A 15,018-nucleotide genomic window follows, 5' to 3' on the forward strand; every position below is an offset into this window, starting at 1 on the left:
CCCATCCCGGGTGCTCGCACGACACACGGGTGACCACGCTCAACCTGTGCACCCTGGCCGGGCTTGCCCGCTTGTGTCGTGACGCTCGGAGCCCCACCTTCCAAGGGACATGCCCCGCCCCATCGAGGACTACGCACTCATCGGAGACACCCAGACCGCGGCACTGGTGGGACGGGACGGCTCCATCGACTGGCTGTGTCTGCCCCGCTTCGACTCGGGCGCCTGCTTCGCGGCCCTGCTCGGTGAGCCGGAGCACGGCCGTTGGAAGCTGGCGCCCGCGGAAGAGCCTCCCCGGCAGGTGCGGCGGCGCTACCGCGAGGGCAGCCTGGTGCTGGAGACGGAGTTCACCACCGCCGACGGCGTGGTGCGGGTGGTGGACTGCATGCCTCCGCGCGACCGCACGCCGGACGTCATCCGCGTGGTGGAGGGCGTGAAGGGCCGGGTGCCCATGCGCATGGAGCTCGTCATCCGTTTCGACTACGGCTCGGTGGTGCCGTGGGTGACCCGGACGGGCGAGGAGCTGCGCGCGGAGGCGGGACCGGATGCCCTCAGCCTCTACTCTCCGGTGAGGACGCAAGGGCAGGGACTTCACACGTTGGCGGACTTCACCGTGTCCGAGGGCCAGCGCATCCCCTTCGTCCTGCGCTGGCATCCCTCCAACGAGCCACCGCCTCCGCCCCTGGACGGACTGACGGCGGCGGCGGACACCCAGGCCTGGTGGCGGGAGTGGTCGAGCCACTGCACCTATCGAGGCTCCTGGCACGAGCCCGTCCACACCTCGCTGATGACGCTCAAGGCCCTCACCTACGCGCCCACCGGAGGCATCGTGGCGGCGGCCACCACCTCGCTGCCCGAGCGGCTCGGCGGCGTGCGCAACTGGGACTACCGCTTCTGCTGGCTACGGGACGCCACCTTCACCCTCTACTCCCTGGTGCTCAGCGGCTTCCGGGAGGAGGCCCAGGCGTGGCGCGACTGGCTGCTGCGCTCGGTGGCGGGAGACCCCGCGAAGCTGCAAATCATGTACGGGGTGGCCGGCGAGCGCCGCCTCACCGAGACCGACCTGGACTGGCTGCCCGGCTATGCGGGCTCCAAGCCGGTGCGCACGGGCAACGCCGCGGTCCACCAGTTCCAGCTCGACGTCTATGGAGAGGTGATGGACGCGCTGCACCAGGCGCACCGCACCGGGCTGGTCCGCGACAGGCGCGCCTGGGACGTGGCGCTCGTGCTGATGGACTTCCTGGAGTCCGGGTGGAGCAAGCCCGACGAGGGGCTCTGGGAAGTGCGCGGGGAGCGCCAGCACTTCACCCACTCGAAGGTGATGGCCTGGGTGGCCTTTGATCGCGCGGTGAGGTCGGCGGAGCACAACAAGCTGCCGGGGCCCGTGGAGCGCTGGAGGAAGCTGCGCCACGCCATCCACGAGGAGATCTGCCAGCGGGGCTACGATCCGAAGCTCGGAGCCTTCACCCAGGCGTATGGCTCATCGAGCATGGACGCGAGTCTGCTGTTGATGCCGCTGGTGGGCTTCCTTCCGCCCAGGGATCCACGGGTGCTGGGCACCGTGCGCGCCATCGAGCGGGAGTTGATGCACGAAGGCCTCGTTCGGCGCTACCACACCCACGAGACGGAGGACGGACTGCCCCCGGGCGAGGGAGTCTTCCTCGCCTGCTCCTTCTGGCTCGCGGACAACTACATCCTGCAGGGCCGCATGGACGAGGCGGAGGCGCTCTTCAACCGGCTGCTCGGCCTGCGCAATGACGTGGGGCTGCTGTCCGAGGAGTACGATCCGGTGAACCGGCGCATGCTGGGCAACTTCCCGCAGGCCTTCTCGCACGTGGGACTCGTCAACACGGCGTTCAACCTCGAGCGGCACCGCAACAGCCCCGCCATCCACCGGCGAGAGAATCACAACGGCGTGCAGGAGCAGCCGTCATCCTGACGCGCCCGCCGGTAGGATGGGCCATATGGACATCCTGACCGTCAGGAGAGGACTCGCGCTCCTCTGCACGCTGCTGAGCGCTTGTGTCACCTCGCCGGGCCCGGTGCATGAATCCGACGAGGCACCCGAAGCCGTGGCCTCGTGGGAGGAGGCCCGAGCGGACCCGAGCTGTGTGGTACCGCGGTGTGACGAAGAGCGCTGCGCGCTCTGGCGCTGCCAGGACCTGGTGGAGGTGGACTCCCATCCCGTGGTGCTGGTGCGTGGGGCCGTGGGCCTACGACCTCCCCTGGTGGGCAATCCCAATCGCTGGTGGGGCCGCACACTGGCCGCCCCCACCTCCGTAGAACCCGTCTTCGAGATCCCCTGGCACAACTGGAAGACTCGAGACCAGCGCGCTCAGCCCAAGCACCCGCTCTCATGCATGCTGCCGCCCGAGCCGCTCGAAAAGCACCACCTCTTCCCGCAGCAGGACAGGCTGGCCGCATGGTTCAAGGTCAAGCGGATCGACATTCACGCATTCACCATCCGCCTCCCTCAAGGTTTCCACCGATGGCTCCACAGTGGTGGCCCTGAAGGCGGCCAATGGAATGAGGCCTGGCGGCAGTTTCAAAGAGAAAACCCTGGAGCCTCCACGGAGCGGATCTGGCAGTTCGCGTTCGAGCTCATGGAACGGTTCAGGGTCAATGGTCCGCTCGTGCCCTAGTACTGCCAGTGAGCATGGGGGCGAGAAACGTCTGTATGCACTACTTCATTGTCGAGAAAGACAAGTCCTCGGATTACACGGGTATCATCAATGGCTCGCACAAATGGGGACTCCCGGGAGTCATCTCCTGTCCTGCATGCAAGGCCACCTGGGGTGACAATTCCAGAACGTACCCCTCCGCGGACTTGACCTCCGTGGCTGCCCTGGCCGACTTCGAAGAGGCACGAGCCGAACCCATCGAAGAATACGAACGACTCCGTGATTTGGTGCGGCCCCTGCTTCCCCCGGAGGCCCAACTGGATCCGGGTACAGCCCTCGGCCCGATCGTTGGAAGCGCCCAGGGCCGCTTCGGGCCACTCGTGTCGCCCGATCCCTGGTGGCTGCTGGTGCAGCGCGAGGCGCTCGAGAAGCTCCAGGCCGAGGGCTTGCGAGGGCTCAAGGGCTGCCGCACCCAGCTGCGCTTCCGCCAGAGGAACGCACCCGAGCTGCTCGAGCTGGAGCTCCTCTCAGCGGGCCGCCTGCACACGGACTGCCTGCCCCCAAACCGCCAACCGCCCTGCCCCCGCTGCGGCCGATTCGGCCTCACCCTACCCAAGACCCGGCTGCTGGATGCCGCCACGGTTCCCCCCCACGTGGACGTGTTCCGCCTGGAGGACTTCTCCACCGTCATCGTCTGCACGGAGAACTTCGTCAACGCCTGTCAGCGCCTGGGACTGGACGGCGTTGCCTTCCACCCGCTGCCTGTCTCCCGGTAGGGGAACCCCACTCGGGTCTACCTGGGAGCGGGGCGTCAGACGCGGAAGGGACCGGAGTGGCCCTCGGGCCAGAGCACCCGGGGCTCCTCGCCCTCGCGTACCACGGCGATGACCGCGTCCTCCAGCTGGTCCTCCTCGTCGAGCGCCTCGGCGATGGTGCGCATGGCCACCTCCAGGTCCATCACCCGGCAGAAGACGTTCATGCGCCCGGGCTGCGTCTCGCCGCCCTCCACCTCGCCGTTGCCCGTCCACCCCAGCACGTCCGTGAGCAGCTCCTCCACCGCGTGCCGCTTCTCGAAGTCGTGCCCCGTGCCCTTGCCCTTCAGCGCGTACTGGATGACGAGCGGCACCATCGCGTCCAGGTCCGGCTCGTCGTAGCCCTGGTCCACCAACGGCTCGGCGGCCTGGGCAATGGCCATGTCCGGGTCCTCGTCGGCCGGGAGCGGCTGCTCCTTCTCCTCGCCCGTCTCCCCGACGGTGCCCCAGTGCACGGTGAGCTTGTCCTCGTGCACCCAGGCCTCCCAGTAGCGGAGCGTGTCGCCTTCCTTCTTGTAGAGCTTCAGCACGCGCGCACTCTACACGCCAGGGCCGCGTCGGCCCGAGTCAGAAGGCACGGCCCTGTCCACCATCCACCGGCACGGTGGCCCCCGTCACCCAGCGCGCCCGCTCCGAGCAGAGGAAGACGACCACGTCGGCCACCTCCTCGGGCGCGCCGAAACGGCCCCAGGGCAGCTCCTCGCGCACCATCTTCTCCACCTTCTCCGGGTTCGCCTGCCGCCGCCGGTCCCAGCTGCCCCCGGGGAACAGGATGGAGCCCGGCGCCACCCCGTTGACGCGGATGCGGTGGCGCGCCAGGTCGATGGCCATCTCCTTGGTGAGCGCCGTGAGCCCCGCCTTGGCCGCCGTATAGGGCGCGCTGGTGCCGTACTCGCGTCCATAGATGGAGTTGATGTGCACGATGCTGCCGCCACCCCGCGCCTTCATGACCTCCAGCGCGCGCTGGCTGCACCACACGGCGGCCAGGAGGTTGCGGTCGAGCACGTCCTTCCACTGAGAGGCGGTGGCCGCGTCGAAGGCGCCCGCGCCACCACTGCCGCCCACGTTGTTGACGAGGATGTCCAGCCCCCCGAAGGCCCGCACCGCCGTGTCCACCGCCGCCGCCGCCCCCTCCGCCGTGGTCACGTCACCCGCCACGGTGACCACCTCGGCGCCCGAGGCCCGCAGCTCCGCCGCCGTGGCCTCCAGTCCCTCCGCCCCCCGCGCGCTCAGACACACCCGCGCACCCTCCCGGGCCAGCGCCGTGGCGATGGCCCGACCAATGCCCCGGCTGCTCCCCGTGACGAGCGCCGCCCTTCCCTTGAGTTCCAGGTCCATGCGGCGCGTTCTACCCTGGTCCCGTGCTCCCCTGGAGTCCCCAGGAGCCGTCAATCCAGCACCCGGCCTCCTGGTGGCTCAGCACCCGGGCAGGAGACCGCCAGGCACACGGGGGACAGCATGGCGTCTCCGCCACTCCTGGGATTGCCCGCACCTCCGGGGCTCCACACGTTTCGTCACGAGAGGGGGACAGGAGCGCGCGCCATGGTCCGCGGAAACACCCGCCCCGCCAACTTCACCTCCCGGATGCTCGTGGCGTACCTCATCGCCTACGCCATCGCCGCCGCGGGGGTCGTGCTCGGATCCTTCATCCGCTCCGTCCCCTGGCTCGCCTTCGGCCTCTGGCTCGCGGCCAGTCTCACGGTGATACTCATCGACCGCGCCGTCACCGCTCGCATGCCCCGCGATGTCCCCTCCAGCCGCGAGGCCCGGAACAACCCCGGCTCCATGTTCCAGAGCAGCCCCGCCGCCCTCACCGTCATCGGCATCATGGCCGTGGCCGCCCTGATCGTCTCACTCTTCGCCCACTGGTAGGCAGGGGTTCGTCACGAGCACAGGGGGCGCATACCCTCACCCCGACCCTCTCCCAGAGGGAGAGGGAGTGGGCGTGGGTGTCAGGGACCGTTGTTCGGGGGTATGGGCGGCGGGAGGGGGAACTGGAGAGGCGAGGGGCCCGAGCCTCCGACTCCGGTGGGAGACTCGTTTCCCTTCGGCGGCGGCAACGGCCGGCCCACGTACTGGACGTTGTCGTTGTTGTCGATGGCGAACCGCACCAGCGCGCGCAGCACCTTGTTGCGCCGCACGTTGCCCACCATCTGTCTCAAATCCTCGTACACCGTCGGGTCCTTCAGGATGCCGCCCAGCGAGCCCTCGCCACGCGCCACCATGGACGTAATCTGCTTGATGTCGGCCGCCGCGCTCCCCAGGTCCGCCAGCATGTTGCCCGCGTTGCCGTAGATCAGCTGGTGCACCGCGCTGTCCGGGTTCTTCTTCGCGTCCTCCATCAACCCGGCCAGCTGCCCCGCCGCCGCCCCCAGCTCCTGCACCGCCTTGGCGCCCTCCGGGCCGTAGATGAGCGCGTGCGCGGTCCCATCCCCGTTGCGCACCTCGTCGAGCAGCCCCTCCACGTGGCCCACCGCCTTGTCCACCCGTATCGCCACGCGCGAGGCGTTGGACACCAGCGTGCGCACCTGCCTGCCCGTCTCCTTGTCGTAGATGAGCGCGTGCAGCGCGCCGTCGCCCTTCTCCACCTCCTCGAGCAACAGCCGCAGGCTGCGCACACTGGCCGCCGCGTCCTCGGCCAGCTGCGGGTCCGCGTATGCATCCACCGCCTCGCGCAACTTGTGGCTCGTCGCCACCAGGTCCTCCGTCACCTGCGCCGCCCCCTTCATCAGCGTGGACAGGTCCCCACCCGATGCGCTCGGAATCTCTCCCTCCTCCAGCACCTGGGGCTGGTCCAGCGAGCCAATGGAGATGTCCACCGCCTTGTCACCCAGCACGCCCAGGCTGGACAGCCGCGCCACCGAGTCCGCCCGCACCCGCTGCGCGTACTTCTGGCTCAGCTTCAGCCGCACCTCCAGCCGCTTCTCTCCGGGCTTCGACGGGAAGCTCACCCCCTCCACGCGGCCCACCTCCAGGCCGCCCAGCCACACGGGGGATTGATCCGACAGGCCCTCCACGTTCTCGAAGTAGGCGCGGTACGTTACCTCCCGCTCGAAGAGGCGCGTCTCCTGTCCGATGAGGAAGACGACGAGGCCCGCCAGCGCCAGCGCCAGCGCCACGAAGACCCCCACCCGCAGCGACAGGCGCCGCTCCTGGGACGTGCCACTGAAGAGGCTCATGGCGCCACCTCCGCCCCGGGCTCCAATTCCTGACGCCGCGCGTCCAGGAAGGCCCTCACCTCGGGCAGCGTGGAAGCGCGCATCTCCTCCGGCGTGCCCACCTGGACGATGCTCCGGTTGGCCAGCATCGCGATGCGGTCCGACACGCTGAAGGCACTCATCATGTCGTGGGTCACCACGATGGACGTGCACCCGAGCTTCTTCTGCATGGAACGAATCATCTGGTTGATGGTCTCGGTGGTGACGGGGTCCAACCCCGTGGTGGGCTCGTCCCAGAGGATGACCTCCGGGTCCGTGGCGATGGCCCTCGCCAGCCCCACCCGCTTCTTCATGCCGCCGGACAGATCCGCCGGCCGCATGTCCTCGATGCCCGGCAGGTCCACCAGCTTCAGCTTCTCGGCCACCCGCCCCCTCAGCTCCTCGGCGGACATGCTCGGGAAGTGCTCGCGCAGCGGATAGGCGATGTTCTCCCCCACCGTGAGCGAGTCGAACAGCGCCGCGCCCTGGAACACCATGGCCACATGCCGACGCACGTCGATGAAGTCCTCTTCCCGGTAGCCGGTGATCTCCTGCCCCTGGAAGAGGATGCGTCCGGCATCCGGCCGCAGCAACCCGATGAGGCACTTGAGCAACACGCTCTTGCCCGTGCCCGAGCCGCCGATCACCGTGAGGGTCTCGCCCGCGTACACGGAGAGTTGCAGGTCGTCGAAGACGCGCTTGGGTCCGAAGGATTTGCGCAGGTGCTCGAAGCGGATGAGCTCCTCGCCTCGCGTGGGCGGACGGAACTCCAGACGGGGTGTGCGGTGGCGGAAGAGCATCTCAGAGGTAGAGGGTGAGCTTGGTGATGAAGAAGTCGGCCAGACACACCGAGACGGAGGTGATGGCCACCGTCTGGGTGGTGGCGCGGCCCACGCCCTCGGTGCCGCCCTCCACGGTGAGCCCCTTGAAGCAACCCACCACGCCGACGATGCCTCCGAAGACGAAGCCCTTGAAGACGCCGGAGAGGAAGTCGCCCATGAGCACCACCTCCAGCGCCCCCTGGAAGAACAGGTGGAAGCTGATGTCGTACTGGGCATTGACCACCAGGGCGCCGGCCACCATGCCGATGACGTCCGCCAGCACGGTGAGCGCGGGCATGAGGATGAAGCAGGCGAGCACCCGGGGCACCACCAGCTTGCGCAAGGGGTCCGCCCCCAGGGCGCGGATGGCGTCCACCTGCTCCGTCACCGTCATGGAGCCCAGCTCCGCGGCGATGCCCGAGCCCACGCGCGCCCCCACGGTGAGGGCGATGAGCACCGGGGACAGCTCGCGGAAGAGGGTGAGCACCACCACCCGGCCCACCGTGTACTGCACGCCGAAGCGCGCCAGGAAGAAGCCGAACTGCAGGGCGATGACGAGCCCGGCGAAGGTGGACGTCAGCAGGGCGATGGGCAGCGAGCGCACCCCCAGCGCCTCCACCTGGTAGACGAGCGCCGAGAAGGAGAATGGCGGGCTGAAGGCGCGCGTGAACACCTTGCCCGTCATCACCATGAGCGCGCCCAGCCGCTCCAGGCGCGCCTCCAGCCGGTGCCGGAAGGAGCCGCCCTCCGGATTGATGGCGCCCGCGGACGACGCCTCCACCGGCCGGTGGTGGGGCGGGTGGTGCAGCTCGGCTCCCGTCCTCATGACGCACGCTCCGCGCGGAAGCCGTGCACCAGCGACTCGAAGTCGCCCACCCGCTCCTGGAAGCGGCCCAGCGGCGCCACGTAGGTGAAGTCGTACACGCACTGGTCCTTCTTGAGCACCACCAGCAGCAGCTCCACGGGCACCCCATCCAGCTTGGCCTGGTAATGCGAGCGCAGCGCCTCCCGCTCGTCGACCACCACCTTCTCCTCGGCCACGGCCTGGCGCTCGGTGAAGCCCATGAGGAGGTGGCGCGTGAGGACATCCAGCGGCGCGTCCTCCCCCTGACAGGTGGAGTTCACCTGGAGGGCATGGCCCGTGTCCTCGGTGTACCAGGCGAGGTCATTCTCCGAGAGCTTCACCCGCTCCCACACGGGCGGCAGCTCGCCCACGCGGTAGCTCACCCCGGGTTTGGTGAACACATGGTTCTCGAAACGTACCCCGCGGTGACAACCCACGGCGGATACGAGCAGCAGCGCCCATGCAAGGACGTGGTGCATCACTCCCAGCTTCATGGGCCGAGGGTAGGCACCCCTCCCCCACCCCGTGAGTTCCCGGGAGGATGAAAGGTCGACCCGATGCCAAGTGGAGGACGACCGGGCGTGCCGGACGCCCGCTCCGCCGAGCGTTCCTCCACTGGTGGACAGATGCGGATGTTAGGACCTGAACCCTTGCCACTTGGCGACTTGGAGGAGGAGGAACCTCATGGACGGTGGGTTGGGGCTGTTCGGATTGGGATTGTTCCTGCTGTCGATTGCCCTCCTGTATGCCCGGGAGGCATTCGGGCTGGCATGGACGCTGCTGGCCATGGCCCTTCTCTCCATGGGCTTCGCCATGTCGGAGTCGCCGCGGCGCCGGGAGCTGGCGCTGGGCATTGGCGTGGTGTGCATGGCGGCGGCGCTGGTGAGTCTGGCCACCGGGGTGACGTGGTGGTGGGTGGTGGCCACGGCGGTGTTCGGGGTGGCCTACCTGGTGCTGTGGGCGGAGTTCCGCTTCCCCTTCTTCCAGCACATGCCCCAGGAGGCGGCCGGGCCGGCCACCGGGTCCCCGCACCACGCGAGGCGCTTCCGGCTGCGACGCGCCAGGCGCTGAAATGACGACGGCCCGCCGTGGGAATCCACGACGGGCCGGTGTGAGGTGAAGCCGTCCCCGGTGCTCAGGGGACGTTGATCAGGTACAGACCGTCCTGGAAGGACAGGGGCGCGAGCGAGCCCTCGCGCACGAGTGCCACCTGCCCGGAGGTCGACCAGAAGGCGCGCGACACCCGGTCCGACAGGACTCGCACCTCCCCGGTGCCGAGATTCATCGCCCGCGCCACCGCCCCCGCATCCGTATAGAGGACCCACGCACTGTCCGGAGAGAGCGAGAAGGAGCGCACGCTCTCGGCGAGCAGGGTGTCGGTCCCGCCGACGGGGGCCACCGCGCGGAGCGCGCCCTGTCCGTTGAGGTAGACGATCCGGCTGCCGTCCCACAGCACCCCGAAGTCGCTCACGCCGCTGGCCAGCGTCACCGCCGAGCCCGCGCCGAATGGCACGGAGAGCAGGCCTCGGGAAGCGGCCGTGACATCGGCCAGGAGGAAGATGCGGTCGTTGGTCGGGGCGATGGCGGTCTTGTAGACGGAGCCGCTGGTGGTGGCCAGCGAGCGCAGCCCCGTCCCCTTCGCCCCCACGGAGTAGTAGGTCGACCCCAGGGAGAAGACGACCCAGGCACCATTGGACGAGTACTGGAGCGAGTAGGGCACGCTCGAGCCGCTCCACAACGGCCACTTGCCGGTCGAAGGGGTCGTCAGGTCGATGTTGAACAGGGTGTAGGTGGTCCCCGCGCTATCCCGGTCGAGCAGCAGGAACTGCCGGCCATCCTGGGAGAACTGCAGCAGATCATAGGCGCTATAGGTGGTGTTGAGCGGGACCGGGGTCGTCGAGGGCAGCGTGAGCAACCTGGCCAGCGATGGCGCGGCCGACGTCCTGTAGACGACGCGGGCCCCATCCGGGGACATCATGAACTCGGAGACGGAGGCTTCCACGGCACTGGTCGTCACTCCGCCGGCGGTGAGCCGGGACACGAACAGGGTGTTGGTGTCCTTGGAACCGGAGAGCGTGACGGCGATGGACCGGTCGGGCGTCACCCGGTACGACGACAGGGAGGCGGTGAGGGACTGTGAGCTCCCATTCCTCAGGTCCGCCAGCGACAGGCCCGCGTTCGACGCGTAGTAGAAGAGGCGGTTGCCATCCGCCGAGAACACAGCGGGCTCCGAGCGTCCACTGTAGTAGGAGTTGGAGTTGGAGGAACCCAGTGCGGTGCTGGCACCGCCCGAGGAGCTGACGACGAACAGCACGCCCTCCTTCAGGTACGCCACCTTGGAGCCGTCCGGGCTGGCCCCATACTGACTGGTGGGGCTGCCGCCGTAGATGTAGGGACTGGGGGTGTACACGCCAGCGGCCAGGGGCAGGCTCTCCCCCGTGGCGAGATCGCCAGACAAGAGCGAGCCGTCGCCGCGCGTGAAGAGGACGTGCGTACCATCGGCCGTGGGCGCGAAGGACGTCACCGAGGGCTCCATCACGAACGCGGGCCCCCCGGTGGAGGAGGCCGCCATCAAGGTGCCCTCGAAGGACACCCCCCGGACGCTGCCGCTGTCCGAGAGCAGTTGGTAGAAGGTGTCGGAGAGGAAGAGGAAGTGGCCCCCAGCCGCCGTGCGCTGGATGAGCGGCTGCGACGCCCAGCTCTCCCAGGCCTGGGGCAACCCCACCCGGGTGGCGCTGGCGAGCCGCTTCGCCAGGGCCAGCTTCAGGGGCGGCATCGGTACCAGGCCCACGCCGTTGGAGAGGTAGGCCGTTCCCTGGAGGAACACCACGCTCGGGACGACCTCTTCGTAGGCGCCGCCGCGCAGCGACAGCGAGTAGATGCCATCGGGCACGCCGTTGAAGGAGAAGGAACCATCCGCCGCCGAGGTGGCGGTCAGCTCCGTGCCCTGGAGCGTCGCCACGATGCCGGCATGGCCGCTCGCGCCCAGCAACGTGGCCGAGAGCGGTTGGATGGACCGCGCGCGGGTGAGCACCACCGGCGCGGCACTCGCCCGGGCGGCTCGGCCCACCTGCACCTGGATGGGGGCACGGGCGTAGCCTGGAGCCACGGCCTCCAGCGTGCGGCTGCCCGTCGGCACCCCGCGCAGCACGTAGTGCCCGGAGTCATCCGTGACGGCCACGGCCGAGCTCCCCGGCGCCATCACCGTGATGCCGGCATTGCCCGTGGTGACGCCCAGCGTCGCCTGCCCCTCCACCTCGCCCACGGGGGTGAGCTTCACTTCCGGCGCGGAAGCGGAGCCCTCGTCCGGCACCTCCACCTGCACCGCCAGCGTCCCCTCCAGCGTCCCACTGGCGGACACCTGGACCACATAGGAACCGCCACTCAGCAGCTCCACCCGCCAGGCGCCCTGCTTGTCCGTGAGCGCGGAGCGCCCGGCGAGGGTGACGAGCACCCCGGAATGGTCCGCTTCACCGTCGAGCACGACCTTGCCAGTGACCTGTACGGCCGCGCCCTGCCCCGAGCAGGCCACCACCAGTACGGCGAGACACGCCCCCAACCAGACGGGTCGCATGTGGAATTCTCCGAATTCTTCGAAGAGGTAGACAGACGACTTTAGCACGCTGGGAGTAATATCCCGCGTCATGCCCCCGATCTTCCGCCGCAAGCCCCTGGCGCTCCTGCTGGGTCTGGCCCTGGGAGTGGTCCCGACACCGCCCGCGCAGGCGGCGAAGAAGACCGTGGAGCGTCCGGCGAAGAAGAGTGGCACGCGATCGGAGAAGGACTTCAACCGCTACATCGTGGCGGCCGTGCGCCTGTACGAGAGCCTCGAATACGAGCGCGCCCTGGCGCAGCTCGGCCGGGCCCGCCGTCTGGTCGACACCGTGAAGCAGGACGTGCTGGTGTCGCTCTACGAGGGTGCCATCCAGGCGGACCTGGGGCGCATGAACGAGGCCCTGGCCAGCTTCAAGACGGCCCTGCTGCTGGACCCGGACGCGAAGCTGCCCCTGCGGGTGTCACCGAAGGTGGAGAGTGAGTTCGAAGCCCTCCGCGAGCGCGTGCGCAAGGAGCTGTCGCGAATGGAGGGACACGTCGGGGAGGACGCCCCCCAGGAGAGCCCCGAGCCCATCAGTCCCTCCCTGGAGCCTCGAGTGAGCACCGCACCGCCCGCGACGCCCACGGATCGTCCGGAGCAGGAGCCGGCGAAGAGCGCCGCGCTGGTGCCCGAGCCGCCATCGCCGGCCCTGACACCGGCCGTGGAGAATCGGAAGGTAAGGGTGCCCACCGTGTCGCTGGCACTGGCCGGCGCGGGCGTGGTGGCGGGTGGCGTGGGGACGTACTTCGGGCTGAGCTCGCAAAGCCAGCTGACGGCGGCACGCCAGAGCTTCTACGCGGACGAGGCCACCGCGCGACTCTCCTCGGCCCAGGGCAACGCGCGCACGGCCAACATCCTGCTGGGGACGGCGGGACTGGCCGCCGCGGGCGCGCTCGTCACCTGGCTGCTGCTGCCCGGTGACGCGACGACCACTGCGGCGAAGTGAGGCGGAGCCGTCCCGGGATTACAGCTGGCCCTTCTGGTCGAGTACCCACAGCGTGGCGGCCACGATGTCCGGACAGTCGTAGACGCGCTGGGCGTCGCTCACGGAGCCCCAGGTGGAGCCGCCCTTGAGGATCTTCCCATTCTCGATGGTGGCCTGGGTGCTGCCGCCCACCTCGACGGCATAGCCGCCGCCGCGCTTGACGGCCTTGCCCCGGGAGCCCCCCCCCTTCTCGATGGTGATGTCCGAACCCGAGGTGCGCACGGTGTACTGGGTGCTGCCGCTCTTCTCCACGCGGTTGCCGTTGCACTTGTAGTCTGCGGCGAGGGCTGGAGCCGGGGCGAGGGAGAGCACGGCGAGCAGCATCGACATCTTCTTCACGAACTTCCTCCAGGAACAGGACGCGGAGCACTGCGTCATGACATGGACCCCACCTAACACCAGGGCCTGACATGCGCATGGCGCGCACGTCTACCGTTGCACCTGCAATGGATGGCCGCAGTGCCCCTCCTCGAAACTCCAGACCCGCGCCTCCTCTCCCTGCTCCAACAGAGAGTAGGCGGCGTGGATGGTCAACTCCGGCGGAACATCCACCGCGAGAAGCCCGCCAGGACCCTCCTCGTAGCTACAACCCAGTTTCTGAAGGGGTGCCCACCGCTCCTGAAATCGGACCGGGTCCGAGCCCTTGGCCTTGATGATGCGATACGTGGAGTGGCCTCCGTGCCGGGCCACCCCAGCGAAGACGAGCCGCCCGTCCTGCTCTCGCGCGAACACGACATCCTCCGCGCTGACCCCGTACGCGTAGAAAGGGGTGTTCCTCAGACGGTATTGGCTGTCCGTGACCTTCTCGGCCCAGAGGATCTCCGTTGCCGAACCGTGCCAGGCACTCGCATCGAGCGGGAAGGTCAGTTTGACCAGTCCCTCGCTCCGTCCATCCTGCTCCTCCCCTGGCATCGTCAGCGTCCCTCGAGGAACTCCTCGGTCGTCTTGCTTCCCTTGTCGAGGTTACAGGTTCTGCAGGTGTTCTGGGCATTGTCGAGGGTGTTGTTTCCACCTCGCGACTTCGGCACGGCATGATCCGTGTTGCGCTGCGCGGGTCCCGGCTCCCTCGTTGTCGGGCGCCCGCAGAAGACACATCGCCCTCCGGCTGCTTGCTCGGCGGACGCCTTCACCTCCTCGGTGAATCTCTTCCCGGAACCGGGACCTCCTCGTGCGCCTGCCTTCGCGCCCGGTTCCGACGGAGGGACACTCCCAGTTGGACCAGGGGTCCCCGTATTGGCCATGTGCAGCACGTAGGTGGCACCGAGCACCTGTCCCGCTCCGGTGACGAGCCGCCCTCCGGACACCCCCACCAATCGCAGCGCCAGCGCGCCCTCTCCCGTCAGCGAGAAGACGGGCACGGAGAAGTGGCCCAGCGTGCCGCCCCAGGAGGCTGTCTTCGCCGCTCCCGCCCCCGCGGTTCCCACCACCAGCACGACGCTCGTGGTGAGCCGGGAAACGGCGCGTATCCGCTCACCGTGGGGCTTGTGGCGGAAGGCATTCCAATACTCGGGAGCGTTCTGGACGAGCTCTCGTACCGCTCCCGGCAACCGGGTGAGGCCCTCCACGGTTTCCACGGGGTGGACAACGAGCTGGAAGAGGCCCTCCACCGTGTCCACCAGTGCCAGTTCCGCTCCCTCCAGCGCGGGCAGCACCACACCGTCATCCGGCGCATAGGCACCCAGGGACGGTGCCTCCCGAAGCACCTCCAGTTCCATGTCCACCAACCACAGGCGCCCGCCTTCAATGGCGTAGAAAGGGCCTACCTCGAAGCGGCCAACGCGCAGCGAACCATCCTCCGCGACATTCACCTCTCCGACCCTCTGTTTGGCCTCGCCCGTGGTGGGCCGCACCAGGTAGCCGTCCGGCCTCAGCACCAACAATCGGAGGAAACGGCGCATGCGCGCGTGCAGCTCTTCGCGCGTCACCGGATGCTGGCCCGTGGCCACTTCCAGTAACAAGTGTGCCGCCATGCGGCGTTGAGCGAAGTTGCCCAGCGTCACAGGGGTCCTCAGCAGGTGCGGCAACAGCTTCAGCGCCTGTTCGGGGGAAAGGTGGCGCCCGTCCACGGGCAGTGCGTCGGTAGGCACGCCCACCTGCGAAAGGAAGCCTTGGAAATAGTCCAGGCTCATGGGCACGACCTGGGGAC

16 protein-coding genes are annotated in these 15,018 nt (G+C 68.8%); 6 read left to right on the forward strand and 10 right to left on the reverse strand.

The features are described 5' to 3' along the window. Positions 1-109: 109 nt before the first annotated feature. From JRI60_RS49405 to sitI6, 3 genes are read left to right on the forward strand one after another with little or no spacing between them, the layout of a single operon-like run. A complete protein-coding gene (locus JRI60_RS49405) occupies positions 110-1,936 on the forward strand; it encodes a glycoside hydrolase family 15 protein (RefSeq protein ID WP_204223104.1) in 1,827 nt (608 codons plus the stop codon). Between the two features lie 25 nt (positions 1,937-1,961). Continuing rightward, the gene (gene sitA6, locus JRI60_RS49410) at positions 1,962-2,639 is read left to right on the forward strand and encodes a SitA6 family polymorphic toxin lipoprotein (RefSeq protein ID WP_204223105.1); all 678 of its coding nucleotides are present in this window, start codon (positions 1,962-1,964) and stop codon (positions 2,637-2,639) included. A gap of 35 nt (positions 2,640-2,674) precedes the next feature. Beyond that, a complete protein-coding gene (gene sitI6, locus JRI60_RS49415) occupies positions 2,675-3,394 on the forward strand; it encodes a SitI6 family double-CXXCG motif immunity protein (RefSeq protein WP_204223106.1) in 720 nt (239 codons plus the stop codon). A 35-nt stretch (positions 3,395-3,429) separates the two neighbouring features. Here the strand turns inward: sitI6 and JRI60_RS49420 are convergent, their stop codons facing one another. Further along, the gene (locus JRI60_RS49420) at positions 3,430-3,960 is read right to left on the reverse strand and encodes a hypothetical protein (RefSeq protein ID WP_204223107.1); all 531 of its coding nucleotides are present in this window, start codon (positions 3,958-3,960) and stop codon (positions 3,430-3,432) included. A 37-nt stretch (positions 3,961-3,997) separates the two neighbouring features. Then, positions 3,998-4,768: an SDR family NAD(P)-dependent oxidoreductase gene (locus JRI60_RS49425; protein WP_204223108.1), complete on the reverse strand. Its 771-nt coding sequence runs from the start codon at positions 4,766-4,768 to the stop codon at positions 3,998-4,000. A 204-nt stretch (positions 4,769-4,972) separates the two neighbouring features. Here JRI60_RS49425 and JRI60_RS49430 point away from each other — a divergent pair, with 204 nt between their 5' ends. Further along, entirely contained in the window at positions 4,973-5,302 is a 330-nt protein-coding gene (locus JRI60_RS49430; protein ID WP_204223109.1) for a hypothetical protein, read from the forward strand. Between the two features lie 80 nt (positions 5,303-5,382). Here the strand turns inward: JRI60_RS49430 and JRI60_RS49435 are convergent, their stop codons facing one another. From JRI60_RS49435 to JRI60_RS49450, 4 genes are all read right to left on the reverse strand, one after another. Then, positions 5,383-6,609: an MlaD family protein gene (locus tag JRI60_RS49435; RefSeq protein WP_204223110.1), complete on the reverse strand. Its 1,227-nt coding sequence runs from the start codon at positions 6,607-6,609 to the stop codon at positions 5,383-5,385. Continuing rightward, positions 6,606-7,427, reverse strand: coding sequence for an ABC transporter ATP-binding protein (locus JRI60_RS49440; RefSeq protein WP_204223111.1), 822 nt, complete (start codon positions 7,425-7,427; stop codon positions 6,606-6,608). The genes JRI60_RS49435 and JRI60_RS49440 overlap by 4 nt, the downstream gene beginning before the upstream one ends. 1 nt (position 7,428) lies before the next feature. Continuing rightward, entirely contained in the window at positions 7,429-8,139 is a 711-nt protein-coding gene (locus tag JRI60_RS49445; RefSeq protein ID WP_239470925.1) for an MlaE family ABC transporter permease, read from the reverse strand. Between the two features lie 131 nt (positions 8,140-8,270). After that, positions 8,271-8,786 (reverse strand): hypothetical protein, encoded by a 516-nt coding sequence (locus JRI60_RS49450; protein WP_239470193.1) that lies wholly within the window; start codon positions 8,784-8,786, stop codon positions 8,271-8,273. Positions 8,787-8,976: 190 nt separating this feature from the next. Between JRI60_RS49450 and JRI60_RS49455 the strand changes: the two genes are divergently transcribed. Continuing rightward, positions 8,977-9,363, forward strand: coding sequence for a hypothetical protein (locus JRI60_RS49455; protein ID WP_204223113.1), 387 nt, complete (start codon positions 8,977-8,979; stop codon positions 9,361-9,363). Between the two features lie 64 nt (positions 9,364-9,427). Here the strand turns inward: JRI60_RS49455 and JRI60_RS49460 are convergent, their stop codons facing one another. Next, on the reverse strand, positions 9,428-11,866 hold the full coding sequence (locus tag JRI60_RS49460; RefSeq protein ID WP_204223114.1) for a carboxypeptidase-like regulatory domain-containing protein: 2,439 nt from the start codon (positions 11,864-11,866) through the stop codon (positions 9,428-9,430). Positions 11,867-11,936: 70 nt separating this feature from the next. Here JRI60_RS49460 and JRI60_RS49465 point away from each other — a divergent pair, with 70 nt between their 5' ends. Beyond that, positions 11,937-12,833 (forward strand): tetratricopeptide repeat protein, encoded by an 897-nt coding sequence (locus JRI60_RS49465; protein WP_204223115.1) that lies wholly within the window; start codon positions 11,937-11,939, stop codon positions 12,831-12,833. 18 nt (positions 12,834-12,851) lie between these two features. On the opposite strand, the gene JRI60_RS49470 is transcribed toward JRI60_RS49465, so the two are convergent. The 3 genes from JRI60_RS49470 to JRI60_RS49480 form a co-directional block, all read right to left on the reverse strand. Beyond that, positions 12,852-13,211 (reverse strand): hypothetical protein, encoded by a 360-nt coding sequence (locus JRI60_RS49470; RefSeq protein WP_204223116.1) that lies wholly within the window; start codon positions 13,209-13,211, stop codon positions 12,852-12,854. Between the two features lie 90 nt (positions 13,212-13,301). After that, the gene (locus JRI60_RS49475) at positions 13,302-13,784 is read right to left on the reverse strand and encodes a DUF4265 domain-containing protein (RefSeq protein WP_204223117.1); all 483 of its coding nucleotides are present in this window, start codon (positions 13,782-13,784) and stop codon (positions 13,302-13,304) included. Positions 13,785-13,786: 2 nt separating this feature from the next. Then, positions 13,787-15,001, reverse strand: coding sequence for an HNH endonuclease (locus JRI60_RS49480; RefSeq protein WP_204223118.1), 1,215 nt, complete (start codon positions 14,999-15,001; stop codon positions 13,787-13,789). Between the last annotated feature and the right edge of the window lie 17 nt (positions 15,002-15,018).

Source organism: Archangium violaceum (assembly GCF_016887565.1).
GTDB classification, from domain to species: Bacteria; Myxococcota; Myxococcia; order Myxococcales; family Myxococcaceae; genus Archangium; species Archangium violaceum_B.

Bases quoted from the DNA above. Each gene is read 5' to 3' on its own strand.
- JRI60_RS49405 (WP_204223104.1), top strand. From the start codon at position 110: ATGCCCCGCCCCATCGAGGACTACGCACTCATCGGAGACACCCAGACC.
- sitA6 (WP_204223105.1), top strand. From the start codon at position 1,962: ATGGACATCCTGACCGTCAGGAGAGGACTCGCGCTCCTCTGCACGCTG.
- sitI6 (WP_204223106.1), top strand. From the start codon at position 2,675: ATGCACTACTTCATTGTCGAGAAAGACAAGTCCTCGGATTACACGGGT.
- JRI60_RS49425 (WP_204223108.1), bottom strand. From the start codon at position 4,768: ATGGACCTGGAACTCAAGGGAAGGGCGGCGCTCGTCACGGGGAGCAGC.
- JRI60_RS49430 (WP_204223109.1), top strand. From the start codon at position 4,973: ATGGTCCGCGGAAACACCCGCCCCGCCAACTTCACCTCCCGGATGCTC.
- JRI60_RS49435 (WP_204223110.1), bottom strand. From the start codon at position 6,609: ATGAGCCTCTTCAGTGGCACGTCCCAGGAGCGGCGCCTGTCGCTGCGG.
- JRI60_RS49440 (WP_204223111.1), bottom strand. From the start codon at position 7,427: ATGCTCTTCCGCCACCGCACACCCCGTCTGGAGTTCCGTCCGCCCACG.
- JRI60_RS49445 (WP_239470925.1), bottom strand. From the start codon at position 8,139: ATGGTGATGACGGGCAAGGTGTTCACGCGCGCCTTCAGCCCGCCATTC.
- JRI60_RS49450 (WP_239470193.1), bottom strand. From the start codon at position 8,786: ATGAAGCTGGGAGTGATGCACCACGTCCTTGCATGGGCGCTGCTGCTC.
- JRI60_RS49455 (WP_204223113.1), top strand. From the start codon at position 8,977: ATGGACGGTGGGTTGGGGCTGTTCGGATTGGGATTGTTCCTGCTGTCG.
- JRI60_RS49460 (WP_204223114.1), bottom strand. From the start codon at position 11,866: ATGCGACCCGTCTGGTTGGGGGCGTGTCTCGCCGTACTGGTGGTGGCC.
- JRI60_RS49465 (WP_204223115.1), top strand. From the start codon at position 11,937: ATGCCCCCGATCTTCCGCCGCAAGCCCCTGGCGCTCCTGCTGGGTCTG.
- JRI60_RS49475 (WP_204223117.1), bottom strand. From the start codon at position 13,784: ATGCCAGGGGAGGAGCAGGATGGACGGAGCGAGGGACTGGTCAAACTG.
- JRI60_RS49480 (WP_204223118.1), bottom strand. From the start codon at position 15,001: ATGAGCCTGGACTATTTCCAAGGCTTCCTTTCGCAGGTGGGCGTGCCT.